Origin of the sequence: uncultured Desulfosarcina sp. (assembly GCF_963664155.2) — a bacterium.
In the GTDB taxonomy this organism is placed as follows: domain Bacteria; phylum Desulfobacterota; class Desulfobacteria; order Desulfobacterales; family Desulfosarcinaceae; genus Desulfosarcina.
The window spans coordinates 2,190,472-2,208,768 of the sequence record NZ_CAXXXH010000001.1 but is presented as its reverse complement, the minus strand read 5'-3'; the positions used below and the strand labels follow the sequence as shown (position 1 = coordinate 2,208,768).

Sequence of the window (18,297 nt, the reverse complement as noted above, 5' to 3'; positions counted from 1 at the left end):
GTGGAAAATGAAGTGGCGTGCTGAACCGTTACCCTTCATAGGCGAGCAGAACTATTTCTGCAGCCTTTTCCCGCAAGGAAATGAGCGATTGATAAGCCGGTGACGCATACCAGCCATTGATTGCTTTCATATCGGGAAAGCGGACGACAACCGTGTCGGTGTGCGAATGGTCACCCGCCAGGATGGAAGCCAATTTCCCCCGGAGAACCAGTTCAGCGCCCCATGGCTCCAGGGTAGCCGGAACCTGACTTCGGTACTGGTTCCACTTTTCAGGGTCTTTCACGGTAATGTGGCCGATAACGTATGCGTGGCTCATTTTGTTCCTGAAATGAAGGTAAAGGGTCTAATGGGCGGCTGGCCCTATTCGCCTGCAGCCGGTGGTTCGGCGTTTCTGTCATCCACGTTTAACTCATCTTGTTTTTGCTCCATATCCTTGAGACGCTCACGGCCCTCCGCTATTTTCGATTTAATCCGGTCTTTGTCTTCGCCAGAGGCTTCCTTTAATAAGGATTCCATCTTTTGAAGATCCTTTGTCAATTGTTGCTTTTCGTTTTCGATCAGTTCTGCCCGATCAGCTTTGTCAAAGGCAATCTGTTCAGCCGCTGCAGACACTTCCGACGACGCTTCTCTAACGAATTTGGGAATGACCTTCTTGTCATCTCCCATACGGCGCTGATTCATATAGACTGGCGACATGATTTCGATACCGTGGCCATGCAGTGTGTCCAGAACATTTCTGGAGAGGTTAGAGCGGGATGTGATAAGTCCTTTCACTTCAATCAATAAGCCTGAAATACGATAAGTGATCGAATAATTGCCAATCTCAAGAATGTGAACAAACGGCTCCTCAAGCCCGCTTTTCTCTGCGGCTTCAATGAGCAGCGGCTCCACCTGTGAATGATGAATGTCGAATCCTAAAGACAGTGAAATTGAAATGATGGTTCCCGAATTGAGAACCGCGGTTACGGGATTACTGATCAAGTATGTGTTGGGAAGGGCTATAAGCTCCCGACTTTCTGTCTGCAATTCCGTGTCAAATAATCCGCGTTCGGAAACACGACCAAAATATTCTCCAACGCGGACAAAATCACCTGTTTTAAACGGTTTGGTTATCCGAAGTAAAATCCCTGCCATAAAGTTTGCAACGATGGTTGTTGATGAGAATGCAATGATTCCTGAAACCAGCAGCCCAATTAGTCCAAGCAACCGGTCGCGAAATGTTTCATTTACGGGTAAGACAAGAATGGCGAGAATAAGACCGAGAAGCAATAATCCCAGCATAGTAATTTGACGAGGAAACTTGCGTTCGCTGCTGAGATCGGGATGTCGCCTGATAAGAAACCAATGTGTGCCCCGCAGGGCGGCTCCCAACACAATGACAATGCAGAGGAAAGGCCAGAACGAAAGGAGTGGATCCAATAGATAGTTCCAGTGTTCCATAAATAATACCTGCTATTTCGTCGAACCGTCGAGTTGGGTTGCGGACGCGTTCTCTGCGCCTCGATTCTCAACCGGCAGGTCATGCCGGCGTTGTTTTATTTCAAAATGTAAAAACCTTGTCAGCCTCCATGGACAGCTCATAAAGATCATCCATCCAGGCAATAGGGCATGAGCTCGATCCCGCCAGACCGTGGGATTTCAGACACACCCCTCAGACATAAAAATCTCCCTCGAATTGATTGACCTGTTCAATTACATTGAATTGCTCGTTGCTGCTTTTCTCATAAAGAACGCCTTTTCCGAGCATGAAAACGCTCACTTCATCGTCTTTTTTCACAGCAACATCGGCCAACCGGATTGCATTATAAATGGTTTCAGCATCATCGGTTGATATGATAAATAGTGCTTTCATATTTTCCTTCCTGGTAATTAGCTTTTTTATTCATAAACCAGACGGCGCTGTGCAAGATCATATCCCAGACGCATCAAGTGCGCACCACGTGTATAAATCCTGACCGGCAACTTGAAAACGATAGGGTGTCGGGGTTAAAGATAATCCTGATGCCAGAATATTACCGACCTGATCGTATTCTATGCAGGGAAAGCATCGAAGGGATTGTTTGACACTTTCAGCAGACATATTGAGCGTATTTTCCAGGTAGCAAATTGTCAAAGGCTGACCTTTTGCCAAGCCCCGCAGAATGGTAAGGCTGAGTTCACCTTCCTCGCACCATAGAATATCGTGAAGCTTGTCGGCTAAAGAATGCAATGCCCGTTTGTTCATTATTATCTTTCACTGAAAGCAGTGGCAGGTGAAGCGCCATCTAACGTCTCACATCACCGGTAGCAAAAAGCATAGCGAGGAACGAGCGGCGCTTTTTGTTGTCCGAGTGTATGTGATTGTTGGCCATTGATAGGGTCAGGTTCATAGGACGAATTGGTCTACAACTTTTGTAGAGCGATTTAGCCATTTATGGCTGCCATACCCCATTCGTCGTAGCGATCGCCTTTAACGCAATCCGCCAACGCATCCAGGGCCGCCTGCTCATTATCCGACAGTTTCACATCGTAGGCACCGAGATTCGATTTGAGGTTTTCCAGTTTTGTCGTTCCCGTAAGGGTCATGATGTATTCACCGCGACCGATGACCCATGCGAGCGCAACCTGTGCCGACGTGCATGACTTGGCAGAGGCTACCGTTTCTATCTCGTCAACGAGCGCTACGTTGGCGGTGTAGGCTTCACTTTGATAACGAGGAGTCGTTAATCGCCAGTCGCCTTCACCCAGAGTCTCTGTCTTGAATCGTCCCGTCAGCATACCCCTGCCGAGCGGTGAGTAGGCCACCAAAGATGCACCGACATCGATGCAGGCAGGAATGACATTGGTCTCTATATCTCGGCTGAAGATCGAATACTCCGATTGCACCGCCGAAATCGGATGTATCTTGGCTGCGCGGCGAATAGTATCGCCCGACGCTTCGGATAAACCGATGGTGCGAACCTTGCCTTCAACCACCAGTTCGGCCATTGCGGTCACAGTTTCCTCAATTGGTGTTGCCGGATCGACACGATGCAGGTAATACAGATCGATAACATCGGTACATAAGCGCTGTAGTGAACCTTCGACAGCGCGCCGGCAGTTTTCACGCGAACCATCGAGACCAATAAACTCACCGGTTTTGAAATCCCGCGTTGGCCCGAATTTGGTTGCGATAAATACGCGGTCGCGGCGGTCTGCGAACGCTTTGCCAAGCAGTGTCTCATTTGCGCCGCCAATTCCATACATTTCTGCCGTATCGAAGTGTTCGACGCCCAGTTCTATCGCTTCGTGTAGTAGCTTGATCGCAGCAGTCTGCTCCATGGGCGGTCCGTAAAACTCCGATAGGCCCATGCAGCCAAGGCCTATCGTTGGTAATGCCCGTTCAGTATTGCCTATTTTTCTTTTTTGCATTGGTTTTATCTCCACAACACAATTAATAAACGGTTAGCTATATGTTTATTGGGATAACGGGCTCTTCAGCGGGCGCCGGTTTTTGCGCTCCGCTGCAAGAGCAAGGTTAGGTCCCTGCAAACTTAGTAGTGTTTTATGCCCTGGCTATGAAGCCCGACTTGGGAAATCGATATAAAGTAAATATCCCCACCAATACCCGGAATAAGATTGCTTAGGCGATAAATTTCCGAGATAGTGCGGATCTGAAATACGAGATACTCAACACGATCTGCAAGATTTTGAGAATTTGGTATTCTTATACCAAGAGGCAAAAGCTGTTGGAACATCGTCTCAAGAGATTGGAAGATATTTGCATAGAGTTGGTAATCGCCATTCCTCGTTATCCAGCTATTACCTTGAGCAAAAAGCTGAACCGCAATCTGTGGCGGAACATCATGATTGGCATTGAATTGATTAGGATTTATTATTATTCCTCGCTGTTGCAAAGTCGTGCTTTCCCCTTCATGTATGTGATAAAAAGAAGGAGTGGGTGCCCCTTGATACATTTCATATCCTGCCAAATGAAAGCCGAGTCTACTATTCTGTGGATTAGGATTGGGCGGAATTAATTGATTCAATTCATTCTCAAGGGAAACTGCGAAGTTTCCCAAATTATTAATGCCAGAATTAGCCGCAATAAAATTACCCAACCATTGATCCGTAGATATGCCGTTGATAGTGCCTATTCCCCAGCAAGATATGCCTGCGTCTAAGTACGGAATGGTTTGTAGCTTTCGGGCTGCGTTGTTCTGAACATGGCTGAGTCCTGTGACAGTGTTCGTTATGGTCACAGCGGAATCAGCCGCCATAGTTAAACCTAGGGCACTAATCTCAGTGAGTACAAGGGTCATTTTTGCTCTCCTTCATATCCTGACCTAACAGTGGCAATACGTGGAAAAGTTTTTCTGCGTATCACGGTTATAGAATAGAAAATTTTCCACTTTTTGTTTTTGGGATATTCCAATAACCATATCCAATCCACTAATTATTACCGATTCTATACTGAACAAACCGAAACAATAGATTTTCTGATTCGTTTTATTCATCACGCCGCCTGGAGAAGGTATCTTTTGTGCATCTTTTGCCCGAACTGACGAAAACGAATTTACTGAAACAAGAACATAAGGATTGGATCTTATTTATGAAAATATACGCTAATCTATTTTCCGATCAGGTACAAGTGCAGAAATATTGCCGTGGGGCCAATGCCGCATCCACCGCCCGCGGTGATGGAAACGTTGAGCCGGCAGTTACGTCACCATTCCTCTTCAATGGATTGGCTATCAAAGCGCCCAAGGGCTTCCAGGCATTCCGGCATCTCCGCTTTTATTGTTTGTTTTAAATCCAGAAAATCTTCCTTTCCAACCAGGCCTTTTTCATGCAGAAAGGTGTAAAACTTTTTCAGGCTGGCTGCGTTGCTTTTAATGGAGGACGGGTTGGCCCAAATGGCTTTTCTATTGAACCAATACCTCATTTAGTCTCCGTTGAAATGGGTGGGTTTGTCCTGTTTTGGGTCGGGGCCATGAATTTCACCCTTGCGCCCGCTGCATCTTAGCGGTGATCAATCAATCCTGCTCCACCTGTCTGAACGGATTGCCGATCACCAGCGATCCCACCAGCAGACATTCCAGCCCGAAAGGCAGATATCCCCCGAATCCCAGGACCGGCATTTCGAACAGGTGGAAGCGTTGCACGAAAGGGATGGTGTAGGTCCAGCGGGCCAGGCTGAAGTAGTTCCACATTTCCCAGAAAAATCCGCAGAGCACCGCCGCCAGGGCCGGGACCACCAGCGGCCGCCAGTCACCGATCCGCAGCGGACTGAGCAGGGTGCGACGGCCGGTCAGGCTTTGGATGGAGAAGATGATGAGCAAAGGAGAGATCCACAGCAGGGAAAACAGCTGATCCGGAAAGATGCCGATCAGGGCAAGTCCGACACTCGCCGTTGCCAGGGTAACCCAAGGAATCCACGGGGAGGAGGGAAGGTTAAGCGGCCGGCAGCGGGTCAGGCCTTTTCCCAGGGCGGGGACGGTGAGCAGCAGGTCAACCATGCTGAGTACGCCGGGAAGCACCGTGGCGAAAGCCAGGCTGGAGTAGTATGAGTATTCCCCCGGTCCCATGCCTTCGATGCCGGTGTAGTACCAGTTCTGGACGAAGCGGTTGAGGTACTCGAAGAACCACCAGAATCCGGCACTGAGCGGGAAAAGCAGCAGGAATCGAAACGGTCGGCGAAGGACCAGGCAACTGCCGCTGCGTTTGACGGCGAGGGCATTGACGGCAAGGATAAAGCCGGCCCAGATGGGCAGAAAGGTGTGGGGTTGGAAAAGCCAGAACCAGGTGAACCGTTTCCAGGCCAGGAGCCAGGAGGCCAGGCAGAGAATGATGCCGGCCCAGCCCCACCAGGGAAAGTGCCCGGGGTGTTTTAAACCTGCTGCGCTCGTGGCGTTTTTCAACGCCTTGGGAAAATCGGGCGTCTCAACCACTTCCCGCGTGCGCAGTTGCCCGCAGCGAATCGACCACAACAGGCCGCCGATCAGCATCAGATCGGCGAAGGCAAAAAAGCCAAACCAGGCCCATGAAAAACCGGCGTGTGCGACGTAGCGGGTCACCGGCGGCATTTCCAGATAGGGGGCGGGATCGCGGCCGGCGGCCATGATGCCCATCAGCGGCAGACCCATCAGCATCAGGACAAAAAGGGACCAGCGCAAGACCGCCCCTCCCGTTGGTGAACGCTGACGCATCGGTTGTTTGCCCTATTCTGGTCCGGAGGATTGCCTTGCTTATTGAATCCAGGAGATCACCACGGTCCCCAGCACCAGGGCAATGATACCCACCAGCCGGTACCCCTGGTCGGAAAGCGTGTTCAGCCAGTTTTTGCTGGTTTCAAAAAGGCCGCCGGGATTGAAATAGATCAGTGCACCTTTTATGATCCCTAATGTTCCGATCACCCCGATAAACCAGCTGTGGCCGGTCGATGATGCGGCCAGGAGCAGCAGCAGGCCTATGACGGCGGGGATAATTGCCAGCCGCTTGGGTGCCAGCCTGGTTAACAGCCCTTTGAAATAGGCCTTATAATCCTCCGTGTAGAGAATCGCAAAGGCTCCTGCCGCAATCCACACAAATCCCAACAGATAAACTACGTATTTCATCCTTTTGATCTCCTTTCTCCTAATCGTTTTTGCAGACCGTCAGATCATACCCCAACCCACCAGAACGATCAATGATATCAGGGTCACCGGCACGCCCACCCGCGCATGCTCCCTGAAGGAGATGACCACCCCCAGGCGGGATGCCTGCTCGATGACGATGAGATTGGCGATGCTGCCCAACACAAACAGGTTGCCGGCAAAGGTGCTGGCCAGTGCCAGGGTATACCATTGCTGGGGATTCAGCGGGTCCATGAAGGGAATCAGCAGCATGACGGCGGGTACGTTGCTGAAGATATTGCTGAGTACGACCGTCAGGCCGGTTAACATGGTGCGGTTGCCAAGGTCCACTCCCCAGGCGGTGAATCGGTTCACCACCATGTTCAGATCGGTGGCCTGGGTGATACCTTGGATTACGATGAACAGGGCGCAGAACAGGGTGATCAGATGCCAGTCCACCAGCCCCAGAATATCCCGGGTTTTCATCCTGCGGCTGCAAAGCAGGAGACCGGCAATGGCGATGGCCGATACTTCCCGGGGGATGGGTGTGAAAAACAGGGCCACCAGTCCAACCACGGCGACGATGCCTTTTGCGCTCTGCCAGGGGTTGAAGTCCGGCCAGGAGTCCGGATCCGCGAGGGTCGATGCTGCCCCGCCAAGGGTCATCTTATCCCGGTAAATCCAGAGCAGCGCCAGGTAGCTGCCCAGCAGGGAGAGCAGTGCGGGTGGTGCGCACCAGACGATGAATTGCCCGAAGGCCAACTGCCCGACCTGGCCGATGAGCATGTTCTGGGGGTTGCCGATGATGGTGGCCGCCGAGCCGATGTTGCTGGAGATCGCCAGGCCCAGCAGAAAGGGCAGGGGGTTCATGCCGGATCGTATCAGGGCGGCCGCAAGGACGGGGGTGAACGCAAAGCAGACGATATCGTTGGCCAGAAGGGCAGACAGGACGGCACTGACTGCCATGAGAACCCATAAAAACTGTTTGGGACGGGTCAGCAGCAGCAAAATCCTCGATGCCGACCAGGTGTAGAAGCCGCCGAGGCGCAGCTGGGCCGAGATGATCATCAACGAATAGAGCAGCAGGATCGTGGGCAGGTCGATGGCCTGGACCGCGGCCTGCGTCGATATCACGCCGAACCCCACCATGGCGATGGCGCCCAGCAGGGCGATGCCCACCCGGTCGATTACCAGCCCCGGGACTTTGCCCAGGGCGATGCCTAGGTAGGTGATCAGAAAAAGGGTAAGGGACATAGACTTTATAGTTTAACTTTGCTGGGAACCCCCAGATACTTGGCGCGGATGCGGTCGAAGTGGCGCACCAGGGCGTCGCGCCTCACGCTTGCCGTTTGGATGCCGTCACCGGCCTCCATGCCGGCCAGGGTGGCCTCGATTTCGTCCAGCATTTCACGGACCTCCTGCTGCCAGTCGCCCTTGTCCAAGGTGACGTACCACAGTCTAAAGGTCAGGGTGTAGAGCTGGTCGGAAACGGATTTGAGTACCGGATTGCCGGCGGCGTCATGGACGACACGGCGTAACCGGCGGTCGATGTCCACCAGGGCGCCGGGGTCTTTGCGGTCAGTCAGCAACAGGCATGCCTGACGAATGGCTCGGATTGCTTCCAGATGGTCGTCCGTGGTCAGTTCGGCGCAGAGCCGGCCCACTTCCGCTTCGATACCCAGGCGGGCCTGGTAGGTGTGCATCATCGTCTGAAACTCGATCGGCGTGACCATGGTTCCCGTGCGGGCGATGATGCGGGCCAGCTGTTCCCACGCCAGTCGGTAAAGCACCTCGCGCATGGGGGTGCGGCTGACCCCGAATTCCTTGGCCAGAACATTTTCGTTGAGAATCTGCCCCGGCGCGTATTCCAAAAAAAGAATCCGGCGCTTGATTTCCCGGTAAATGTCAGGGTTCATCCCACCTAAGCTTTCTTGTCTGCGGATTGATATGCAATATGGTATGGGGTAATCGAGAACCAGTAGTACCAGCCAAGCAACGCTTAATCAACATCAGTTATTCAGTGCATTAAAGGTCTCACCGATTCGAGGGGCCGAGGGTTTCTTCTATATGTTTACAAATGATTGTTTGAGGTCTATTTTGGTTGCATCAATCGACGGGTGAATCAACGGCCCGGAAAGGTGGATCCCCATGATCAAAGCGGCGTTGATCGTTGTCGACATGCTCAACGATTTTATCGACGAAAAAGGGGCGCTTTACTGCGGGCAGAGTGCCCGGGACATCATCCCCTTCGTGCGCCTGCGGCTGGAGGCCCACCGCCGGGCGGGCAGCCTGGTGGTGTACCTGCATGACGCCCATGCCGAAGACGACCGGGAGTTTGAAAAATTTCCCCCCCACTGTGTGGCGGGCACCTGGGGCAGCCGGATTATTGACTCGCTTGCCCCGCAACCCGGCGAACGGGTGCTGCCCAAAACCCGCTACAGCGGTTTTTACGGAACCGATCTGGAGAAGATTCTCGCAGAATATGGTCCTGCGGAGGTGGAAGTCGTGGGTGTGTGCACTTCCATCTGTGTGATGGACACCGTCGGCGGACTGGCCAACCGAGATTATCCAACCATCGTCCCGCGTGCCGGTGTGGCCGATTTTGACGCCGAGGCCCACAATTTTGCCCTGAATCGAATGGAACGGCTCTACGGAGCGACCATCCAATGAGTTTCCCCGAATTCCCCGGCCCCCTGTTTACCGATCTTTACGAACTGACCATGGCGGCCGGATATTTCGACCGGCAAATGGACGATCCGGCCACCTTCTCCCTGTTTGTGCGCCCTCACCCCAAGCGGGGCTATTTCGTGGCCGCCGGGCTCCAGGAGGTGGTGGATGCCGTGACCCGCTTTCATTTCAGCGATGAGGAGATCGACTGGCTGGCGCAGTCCGGCCGGTTCAACCGCGATTTCCTTGCCCACCTGGCCACGCTGAGATTCACCGGGGATGTCATGGCCATGGCCGAAGGGGAGATTTTTTTCCCCGAGGAGCCCGTGCTGGAGGTGACGGCGCCCCTGATCCAGGCCCAGATCATCGAGACCTATCTGATCAATACCATGGGCGTCGCCAGCCTGATGGCCACCAAGGCGGCCCGATGCGTTCACGCGGCGGCCGGACGGCCGGTCGTCGACTTCTCCCTGCGCCGCACCCAAGGCAGCCATGCTGGGATGGCGGTGGCCCGGTCGTCCTATATCGCCGGCTTTTCGGGAACCAGCAACGTGCTGGCCGGCAAGATCTGGGGCATCCCCATTTCCGGCACCATGGCCCACTCCTTCGTGACCGCTTTTGAATCGGAAACCGATGCCTTCGAGGCTTACGCCAACCTATTCCCGGACAGCGCCGTATTTCTCATCGACACCTACGACACCCTGCAGGGGGCCAGAAATGCCGCCTTGGTCGGCAATCGCATGCGGAAAAAGGGCAGCGCCCTGCTGGGCGTCCGTCTGGACAGCGGGGAGATGGTCGCCCTGAGCCGGAAGGTTCGCCGGATACTGGACCAGGCGGGATTGCCGGATGTGAAGATTTTTGCCAGCAGCGGCTTTGACGAGTATGTCATGGAGCGCTTGATTGCCGGCGGCGCGCGTATCGATGCCTTTGGCGTCGGCACCCGCATGGGTGTGTCGGCCGATGTCCCCTACCTGGACATGGTCTACAAAATGGTTCGGCTGGGCGATAGGAATGTGCGCAAGGTCAGTGAAGGCAAGATCACCCTGGCAGGAGAAAAACAGGTGTTTCGTAAAATCGCCGAAAACGGCTTTTTTAATGGGGATGTCATCGGTTTGCGAGACGATTCTCCGGACGGGAAGATCGCCCTTCTGGCACCGGTGATGGAAAAGGGTCGACCCGTGGGGCCGATGCCGACGCTGGAGGAGATTCGGGCACGCTTTGCCGGAAACTTCGAGCGGCTGGATAATCGGCACAAACGTTTCGAGGACGCGGAACCTTATCCGGTTGGGATCAGTGAGCGACTGATGGAGGTACAAAAGGGCTTATAATTGAAAAAGGGTCGGGTATTCAAGGGGCCGAGGGTTTTTTCCCCAGTGATTTTATCAGGGTTTTAGCATTCGTTCTACTTCTGATATACAGGCTTTAAGACGCTTTAATTTTTTGGCGTAATACTTGACCCCTCGAATCCTCGACCCCTTGAACCCTGTTTTTCAAAACAGCATCCCCACATACCCCACAAAGCTGTCTCCCGGACTTTTGTCATAGCTGGTGGCGTAGATCAGTTTGTCGGCCTTCCGGGCGCCCATGGCCTTGCCGACGGCGATGGCCGCGGCCGCGGCCCCGCAGCAGCAGGCATTGTCATTGCTCAGGCCCTCGCGGATCACGGCTTCCGGGTCCATGCGGGTCATGGCATCGATCACGCGCCGGTCGTTGACGTCGCGCACCCACTCCACGGCTTTTGAACCGACGCCCTTGGTGGTGAATCCGTAGTTGGGACCGTAGTGGGTCAGATCCGTCGACCCGATGACAGCAATACGCAGATCCAACTCCCGTGCCGTCTCTACGACTGAATTCGCCAGATCCAGGGTTTCGGCTGTCGGCGGTACGCCCATGGCCACGACCCGCGCCTCTTTGAAAAAATACCGGATGAATGGCATCTGAAGCTCGATGGTGTTGTCCTGTTGGAACCGGGTGGGGGTTTCCAGCTGGAAGGTATAAAGGCGGGTCAATTTATCGGCCAGGGCCGTGTCCACCGCGATTGGACCAAAGGGGGTGTCCCATTCCCCTTTGGGCATGATGGTGCGGGGGGAACCGCTGTGCAGGTGCATACCGAACACCACCACCACATCGGGCGATGCGGCCTGAGCCAGTCGATGGATTACGTTGCAGGCGATGCTGCCGGAGAAGAACCAGCCGGCGTGCGGAACGATGCCGCCGATGGGGTTGGCCACTGAAACGGACTGGTTTTTGCCCGATTCGAGAAACTGTTGGATCAGGTCTTCGCAGGCCTGTTTGTCCGATGGATACCAGCTTCCGGAAAAGACGGATTTTCTAAGATTCATGGCAGCGCCTCCCTTCTGGCTGAGACCCTTAAAGACACTGTTTAAAATGGGTTTTCGATTTTTCTATGGTTAAAAATTCTGTCATAGAAAAACGACAAGGTCACGACTTTTTTTTTATAAGATCATGCTTATGGTATACCGAGTAATGATAACGGACGGGTTCAAAAGCCGTGAGGCGTCCCGTATTCGATAATATTTGACAGTACCCTGTTACTGTGGAGGAGACCATGTGGGATTATACGGAAAAAACGAAGGATCATTTTCTTAACCCGCGAAACGTCGGCTTCATCGACGATTTCGACGGCATCGGGGAGGTGGGGTCCCTGGCTTGCGGCGACGCACTCAAGCTAACCTTCAAGCTTGACGAAAATCAGCGAATTGCCGATGCCAAGTTCCAGACCTTCGGCTGTGCCAGCGCCATCGCCTCCTCGTCGGCCCTGACGGAGATCATCAAGGGAATGAGCCTGGAAGAGGCCGCCAAAGTCACCAACGAAGATATCGCCGATTATCTGGGCGGCCTGCCCAAAGAGAAGATGCACTGTTCGGTCATGGGGCGGGATGCCATGGAAAAGGCAATCGCCTACTATCGCGGGGAATCCGAGAAAAAGATCGAGGGGGAAATCGTCTGCGAGTGCTTCGGTGTTACCGATGTGCAGATCGAGCGGGCCGTTAAGGAAAACGGCCTGACCAGCATCGAAGACGTCACCGATTATGTGAAGGCCGGCGGCGGCTGCGGAAATTGCCACGACAAGATCCAGTTCATTATCGACAAGGTGATGGGCAACACCCCCCGGGCCGCCAAAAAGCCCGAAAACCTGACGAACATCCAGAAAATCAAGATGATTGATGCCACCCTGGAACGGGAAATCAAGCCGGCGTTGAACCAGGACGGCGGAGATATCGAACTGGTGGATGTGGACGGGAACCGGGTGATGGTGAAGCTGCGGGGCACCTGCGCGTCGTGCAGCAAATCCCAGATTACCCTGAAACATTACGTGGAAAACAAACTCAAGGAGTTGGTTTCCCAGGATCTGGTCGTCGAGGAGGTGTAGCGCATGAAACCCATTTATATGGACAACAATGCCACTACCCGCGTCGCCCCCGAAGTGGTAGCGGAGATGCTGCCCTACTTTTCCGACCTTTACGGTAACCCCTCCAGCATGCACGCATTCGGCGGCAACGTGGGCGCCAAGCTCAAGACGGCCCGCGAACAGGTGGCCAGCCTGCTGGGGGCCCAGCCCGAGGAGATCCTGTTTACCAGCTGCGGTACCGAAAGCGACAGCACGGCCATCCATGCTGCCATCCGGTCCCATCCGGAGAAAAAACACATCATCACGACCCGGGTGGAGCACCCGGCGGTGAAAAATCTGGGCGAGCACCTGGCCAAAAACGGCTATCGGGTGACCTTCGTACCGGTGGACCGGCAGGGGCGCCTGGATCTGGATTATCTCTACAAGAAGCTGTCCGACGATACGGCCATCGTCAGCGTCATGTGGGCCAACAACGAAACCGGAACGATTTTCCCTGTCGAGGAGATTGCAAAAACGGTGCGCGAGCGAGGCATCGTCTTTCACACCGATGCGGTCCAGGCTGTGGGCAAGATACCCATCAATATGGCTGACTCCGCCATCGACATGCTGTCGCTCTCCGGACACAAACTGCACGCGCCCAAGGGCATCGGTGTGCTTTACATCCGCAAGGGCACCAAGTTCGCTCCCTTTCTCATGGGCGGTCATCAGGAACGCGGACGCCGGGCCGGCACCGAGAATACCGCCTCCATCATCGGCATGGGTCGGGCCGCCCAGCTGGCCATGGACTGCATGCAGGACGAGAACACCCGGGTGCGGGCATTGCGGGACAAACTGGAGACCGAACTGCTCAAGCGTGTGCCCAGCAGCATGGTCAACGGAGACCCGGAGAACCGCCTGCCCAATACCACCAGCATTGCTTTCGAGTTCATCGAGGGGGAAGGCATCCTGCTGCTGATGGACCAGTACGGGATCTGCGCTTCGTCCGGATCGGCCTGCACCTCGGGCTCCCTGGAGCCCTCCCACGTGCTGAGGGCCATGGGGGTGCCCTTCACTGCGGCCCACGGTTCCATCCGTTACAGCCTGAGCATATACAACACCGAAGAAGAGATCGATTTCGTCATCGAGAAGATGCCGCCGATCATCGAACGCCTGCGCCAGATGTCGCCCTTCTGGCAGCAGGCGCAAAAAGCCTCCTGACGGCTTGACCGGCCGTTAAATAAAAAGCGCGGTGTTTTCCGGTTGGACCGGGAAACACCGCGCTTTTTGGTTTTTAGCCTGCAGCAACGAAAAATTAGCGTGCCCTCAGCGTTCAGCGTAGGGACGCTCACCTATAACCAATCAAACCAATTCAACGAACAAACCAATAAACCCAGTTCACCATTCTGCGTTTCCTTGTTCGGCATTGGATACTTGTTTTAACTTAGCTTGGCTTTTACCTGCCCCACCAGCCACCCGATCCATGCGTCAAAGCCCTTTTCGGTTTTGGCGGAAATTTCGAACACCGGCATGCCGGGGTGGACATTGGCGATGGTCGTCCGGGCCAGGTCCATGTCGAAATCCAGGTAGGGCAAAAGGTCGATCTTGTTGAGCAGCGTGGCGTCGCATTCGCGGAACATGAGCGGGTACTTGGCCGGCTTGTCTTCGCCCTCGGTGACCGAGAGCACCACCACGCGCTTGTCTTCGCCGATATCGAACTCGGCCGGGCAGACCAGGTTGCCGATGTTCTCCACGATGAGCAGGTCGATGGCGTCCAGGTCCAGGTCGGCCACGGCCCTTTCCACCACATGGGCCGCCAGGTGGCAGTCGCCGCCGAAGGCGTCGGTGTTGATCTGGGTTACCGGGGCGCCGGACTGAGCCAGGCGGTCGGCATCGTTCGTGGTGCAGATGTCGCCCACGATCACCGCGCAGTGCAGGTCCGGCATGATGCGGGTCAGCGTCTTCTGCAGCGTCGTGGTTTTGCCGGAACCCGGCGAACTCATCATATTCAAGACAAAGACCTTTTTCTCGGCAAAAACAGTTCGCATGCGGTCGGCCATGATGTCGTTGGCGTCCAGCACCCGCCGGACCACCTTGATCTCACGGGTACCCGATTTCCGGGATTCCACGTCATGATCGTGATTATGGTGATCATGGTGGTGATGGTCGTGGGGGCCGTGCTGCTTATGATCGTGATGATAGCGTCGGGTGATGCGATTAGAGAAAAACCACATAATCAATCCTTCGAGGAAATCTCAAAACGCCCCATTTCGACCAATATCTGCGTTGGGCTCCCATTTCAATCCTCGGAATACTGCGTGTATGCCTCCGGTTGAAATCATCGCTCCGCCTTAATTTTAGCCGAACTGCAGCATTTTGAAATCGCCTCTTCCATTAATACGTAAATAGTTACATTTCAGGCGGTTTTGTAAAAAGCCCGAGATCAAGGCTTGCGAGCCGCGAAAGCGAGCGGGTTCCGCGAGCGAACTTTATAGATCGTCCTTTTTTCGGCGGAGATTTCCCGCAGGGAATCTTCAATCCCGAGGAATGAGGCGTACCTATGGGTACTCCGCAGTGACGAGGGATGAAGCGTAACGCAGATATCGGGTTTTTATGCAATCGTCAATCCTCGTCTTCGATTTCAATGGACTTAATATCCAGTTCGCGGCCGGAGAGAATGTCGATGGCCCCGCCCTGGCAGTTCTTACAGGTAAACACCGGTTCCTCAACGGTCCATTGGGTCTGGCAATCCTTGCAGCGGGCCACCACGGGCAACTCCTCGATGGCCAGTTCGGCCCCTTCCAATGGCGTGTCTTTGACGACCAGGTTAAAGCAAAACCGCAGGCTGTCGGACACGATGGCCGACAGTTTGCCCACCTGAAGGTTGACCCGCCGGACTCTGGCGCCTTGCATGTCTTCCGGGATGGATGCCTTGGCGATATCCACGATCTCCATGGCGATGCCCATTTCGTGCATGGTTTTCTCCGAGGAACGAGGTCCGATGTCTGAACTCAGAGGTTGAATGACCGATTCCGGACCTCTGGCATCCATCCGTCATCGGACTTCCGATTTTTTTCCTGATTGTATGGCATGTTGCTGCCCCCTCACCCCAAGGGGCGAGGGGACGTTTCCCCAACAAAGGTTCATTATCAGGCTAAACCGCCTACCACTGCACCCTCTCCCATCGAGGGGAGAGGGCCGGGGTGAGGGGTGATCAGGTTGCCCAGCGGATCAATTATCATCCGGCCGGAATTTGTTCAACCTCATAAAAAAAGGACGGTCCGCAAAGACCGTCCGTCTGTTTGGTCAAATATCTATCAGACAAATTCAGAAAGGGTTGATCGTGCCCGAGTTCAAGGCAACGCAAAAATCGGGTGAGAGGTGCCCTTTTCGTCCCCACTTATTTAAAGGTTTCGGCGCAGACATCGCTTAGATACGCCAGGTTTTCACACACATGAATCCCGTTGGCCTTCATGGCGGCCACTTTGCTCTGGCCGGTGCCGCTGCTGCCGCTGATGATGGCGCCGGCATGGCCCATGCGCCGTCCCGGAGGCGCCGTCAGACCGGCGATGAAACCCACCACCGGTTTGGTGACCTTAGCCTTGATATAGTCGGCTGCCTTCTCTTCCGCGTCGCCGCCGATCTCGCCGATCATGACGATGCCTTCGGTGGCATCGTCGGCCTGGAAGCGCTCCAAGCAGTCGATGAAATTGGTCCCGTTGACCGGGTCGCCGCCGATGCCGATGCAAGTGGTCTGGCCCAGGCCGGTCGTGGTCAGGGCGTGGACGGCTTCATAGGTCAGGGTGCCGGAACGGGAGACCACCCCGATTTTCCCCGGCTGGTGAATGGCGGCGGGCATGATGCCGATCTTGCACTCGCCGGGAGTGATGATGCCGGGGCAGTTGGGACCGATCAGGCGCACCGGTTTGTCCTTGAGATAGTTCTTCACCCGCATCATGTCCATGACCGGAATGCCTTCGGTGATGCAGACAATCAGGGGAACGGCGGCATCGGCCGCTTCCATGATGGCGTCGGCGGCAAAGGGCGGGGGCACGAAAATCATGGCGGCGTTGGCTCCGGCGATCTTGACGGCATCGGCCACCGTATTGAAAACGGGAACGTCGTCCATCTTCTGGCCGCCCTTGCCTGGAGTTACACCGGCCACCACCTGGGTGCCGTAATCAATGCATGCGCGGGCATGGAACTGACCTTCTTTCCCAGTAATGCCCTGCACCAACAATTTGGTCTCTTTGTTGACTAAGATGCTCACGATTCAATCCTCGCTTTTGTAGCGGCTTCGTAAGAAGTCCGATATCTGCGTTATGCGAATCCCTCGTCGTTGAGGAGTACTACCCGTATGCCTCACTCCTCGGGATCCGCAAGCCTTGACCTCGGCGCTTCTTACAAAGCCTTCCGAAATCAGGTTGGTTTTCGCCGTCGTGTCCATGCTGTTTGCTACTGAATGGCTTCCTGCAGTTTCTCGGCGGCGTCCTTGAGGTCTTTGGCATTGATCAGCTCCAGGCCCGAATCCGCCAGGATCTTGCGCCCCTCTTTCAGGTTGGTGCCCTCCATGCGGATGATCACCGGCACACGCAGGCCCACCTTCTCGGCAGCCTGGACCACACCGTTGGCCAGCCGGTCGCAGCGCAGAATTCCGCCGAAGATGTTGATCAGGATCGCCTTGACGTTTTCGTCGCTCTGCAGGATGCGGAAGCCGTTTTCAATCTGTTCGGCACTGGCGCCGCCGCCCACGTCGAGGAAGTTGACCGGTTTACCGCCGGCGTATTTGATGCAGTCCATGGTGGCCATGGCCAGCCCGGCCCCGTTGACCATGTTGCCCACATTGCCGCCTTCGCCCAGGTGGATGTAGTTCAGGCCGTGGGTGCCGGCCTCCACCTCGGTGGGATCTTCTTCATCCAGGTCGCGGAATTCTTTTACATCGGGGTGGCGGTACAGGGCGTTGTCGTCGAAATCCATCTTGCCGTCCAGGGCGATGACATCATCCTCCGCAGTGATGATCAAAGGATTGATTTCCACCAGGGAGCAGTCGTAGTTGACGGCCAGGTTGTACAGGTTTTTTAACAGCACGGTAAAGGGCTTCATGGAGGCTTTGGGCATATTGAGCCCGAAAGCCGCCCCCCGCAGATGGTACCCTTGGATTCCCACATTGGGGTCCACGTACACCTTGATGATCTTCTCCGGCGTTTTCTCGGCCACCGTTTCGATGTCCATGCCGCCGGCTTCGGACGCCATGATGATCATCTTGGCCGTGGCGCGGTCCGGCAGAATGCTGAGGTAGAGTTCCTTGGCGATGTTGAGCCCCTGCTCGATGAGCAGCTTCTTGACCCGTTTGCCTCCGGGGCCGGTCTGCTTGGTGACCAGGTTCATGCCCAGGATGCTGTTGGCGTAGCTGTCGAATTCTTCCGCGGTCTTGGCGACCTTGACGCCGCCGCCCAGACCGCGACCCCCGGCGTGGATCTGCGCTTTCACCACCACCGGGTATGCGCCCAGTTTATCGGCAACTGCCTTGGCCTCTTCGACGGTAAAGGCGACTTGACCGTCGGGAACGGCCACGCCGTTCTTGCGGAACAGTTCTTTGGCTTGGTATTCATGAATTTTCATGGATGGGCCTCTTTCTCCTTTCAAAAAGGAAGAGCATGGTTGTCCGCCGGAGGCGGGTGACCATGCTCTTCTTATCGGTCACACGAC

Annotated in this window: 20 protein-coding genes; 4 read left to right on the top strand and 16 right to left on the bottom strand. The window is 54.9% G+C overall.

Features of this window, described 5'->3' with window-relative positions; translation table 11 throughout:
• Positions 1–28 precede the first annotated feature (28 nt).
• From ACHZBS_RS10125 to ACHZBS_RS10075, 11 genes are all read right to left on the bottom strand, one after another.
• Positions 29–316 (bottom strand): DUF1330 domain-containing protein, encoded by a 288-nt coding sequence (locus ACHZBS_RS10125; RefSeq protein WP_319406378.1) that lies wholly within the window; start codon positions 314–316, stop codon positions 29–31.
• Between the two features lie 44 nt (positions 317–360).
• Entirely contained in the window at positions 361–1,440 is a 1,080-nt protein-coding gene (locus ACHZBS_RS10120) for a mechanosensitive ion channel domain-containing protein (RefSeq protein ID WP_319406377.1), read from the bottom strand.
• Positions 1,441–1,540: 100 nt separating this feature from the next.
• Complete coding sequence (locus tag ACHZBS_RS10115) at positions 1,541–1,852, bottom strand: DsrE family protein (protein WP_319406376.1); 312 nt, start codon at positions 1,850–1,852, stop codon at positions 1,541–1,543.
• 57 nt (positions 1,853–1,909) lie between these two features.
• Positions 1,910–2,224, bottom strand: a complete 315-nt coding sequence (gene merB / locus ACHZBS_RS10110; RefSeq protein WP_319406375.1) for an organomercurial lyase — start codon at positions 2,222–2,224, stop codon at positions 1,910–1,912.
• Between the two features lie 179 nt (positions 2,225–2,403).
• Positions 2,404–3,390, bottom strand: coding sequence for an aldo/keto reductase (locus ACHZBS_RS10105; RefSeq protein WP_319406374.1), 987 nt, complete (start codon positions 3,388–3,390; stop codon positions 2,404–2,406).
• A gap of 122 nt (positions 3,391–3,512) precedes the next feature.
• Positions 3,513–4,280 (bottom strand): hypothetical protein, encoded by a 768-nt coding sequence (locus ACHZBS_RS10100; protein WP_319406373.1) that lies wholly within the window; start codon positions 4,278–4,280, stop codon positions 3,513–3,515.
• A 404-nt stretch (positions 4,281–4,684) separates the two neighbouring features.
• Positions 4,685–4,903, bottom strand: a complete 219-nt coding sequence (locus ACHZBS_RS10095; protein WP_319406372.1) for a hypothetical protein — start codon at positions 4,901–4,903, stop codon at positions 4,685–4,687.
• A gap of 91 nt (positions 4,904–4,994) precedes the next feature.
• On the bottom strand, positions 4,995–6,134 hold the full coding sequence (locus ACHZBS_RS10090; RefSeq protein ID WP_319406371.1) for a hypothetical protein: 1,140 nt from the start codon (positions 6,132–6,134) through the stop codon (positions 4,995–4,997).
• Positions 6,135–6,206: 72 nt separating this feature from the next.
• Positions 6,207–6,575 (bottom strand): hypothetical protein, encoded by a 369-nt coding sequence (locus ACHZBS_RS10085; protein ID WP_319406370.1) that lies wholly within the window; start codon positions 6,573–6,575, stop codon positions 6,207–6,209.
• Between the two features lie 39 nt (positions 6,576–6,614).
• Positions 6,615–7,826 (bottom strand): anion transporter, encoded by a 1,212-nt coding sequence (locus ACHZBS_RS10080; protein WP_319406369.1) that lies wholly within the window; start codon positions 7,824–7,826, stop codon positions 6,615–6,617.
• 5 nt (positions 7,827–7,831) lie between these two features.
• Positions 7,832–8,488: a GntR family transcriptional regulator gene (locus ACHZBS_RS10075; protein ID WP_319406368.1), complete on the bottom strand. Its 657-nt coding sequence runs from the start codon at positions 8,486–8,488 to the stop codon at positions 7,832–7,834.
• Positions 8,489–8,720: 232 nt separating this feature from the next.
• Between ACHZBS_RS10075 and ACHZBS_RS10070 the strand changes: the two genes are divergently transcribed.
• Both ACHZBS_RS10070 and ACHZBS_RS10065 read left to right on the top strand, forming a co-directional pair.
• Complete coding sequence (locus tag ACHZBS_RS10070; protein ID WP_319406367.1) at positions 8,721–9,242, top strand: isochorismatase family cysteine hydrolase; 522 nt, start codon at positions 8,721–8,723, stop codon at positions 9,240–9,242.
• On the top strand, positions 9,239–10,567 hold the full coding sequence (locus ACHZBS_RS10065; RefSeq protein WP_319406366.1) for a nicotinate phosphoribosyltransferase: 1,329 nt from the start codon (positions 9,239–9,241) through the stop codon (positions 10,565–10,567). Before ACHZBS_RS10070 ends, ACHZBS_RS10065 begins: the two co-directional genes overlap by 4 nt.
• Positions 10,568–10,729: 162 nt before the next feature.
• On the opposite strand, the gene amrB is transcribed toward ACHZBS_RS10065, so the two are convergent.
• Positions 10,730–11,581: an AmmeMemoRadiSam system protein B gene (gene amrB, locus ACHZBS_RS10060; RefSeq protein ID WP_319406365.1), complete on the bottom strand. Its 852-nt coding sequence runs from the start codon at positions 11,579–11,581 to the stop codon at positions 10,730–10,732.
• 227 nt (positions 11,582–11,808) lie between these two features.
• Between amrB and nifU the strand changes: the two genes are divergently transcribed.
• Together nifU and nifS are read left to right on the top strand one after the other, a co-directional pair.
• Entirely contained in the window at positions 11,809–12,633 is an 825-nt protein-coding gene (nifU, locus tag ACHZBS_RS10055; protein WP_319406364.1) for a Fe-S cluster assembly protein NifU, read from the top strand.
• 3 nt (positions 12,634–12,636) lie between these two features.
• On the top strand, positions 12,637–13,809 hold the full coding sequence (gene nifS, locus ACHZBS_RS10050) for a cysteine desulfurase NifS (RefSeq protein WP_319406363.1): 1,173 nt from the start codon (positions 12,637–12,639) through the stop codon (positions 13,807–13,809).
• Between the two features lie 218 nt (positions 13,810–14,027).
• Here nifS and hypB read toward each other — a convergent pair whose 3' ends face one another.
• The 4 genes from hypB to sucC form a co-directional block, all read right to left on the bottom strand.
• Positions 14,028–14,822 carry a hydrogenase nickel incorporation protein HypB gene (gene hypB / locus ACHZBS_RS10045; RefSeq protein WP_319406362.1) on the bottom strand — a complete coding sequence of 265 codons (795 nt, stop codon included), beginning with the start codon at positions 14,820–14,822 and terminating at the stop codon, positions 14,028–14,030.
• Between the two features lie 388 nt (positions 14,823–15,210).
• Complete coding sequence (gene hypA, locus ACHZBS_RS10040; protein ID WP_319406361.1) at positions 15,211–15,564, bottom strand: hydrogenase maturation nickel metallochaperone HypA; 354 nt, start codon at positions 15,562–15,564, stop codon at positions 15,211–15,213.
• Between the two features lie 424 nt (positions 15,565–15,988).
• On the bottom strand, positions 15,989–16,858 hold the full coding sequence (sucD, locus tag ACHZBS_RS10035; RefSeq protein ID WP_319406360.1) for a succinate--CoA ligase subunit alpha: 870 nt from the start codon (positions 16,856–16,858) through the stop codon (positions 15,989–15,991).
• A 185-nt stretch (positions 16,859–17,043) separates the two neighbouring features.
• A complete protein-coding gene (sucC, locus tag ACHZBS_RS10030) occupies positions 17,044–18,210 on the bottom strand; it encodes an ADP-forming succinate--CoA ligase subunit beta (protein ID WP_319406359.1) in 1,167 nt (388 codons plus the stop codon).
• Between the last annotated feature and the right edge of the window lie 87 nt (positions 18,211–18,297).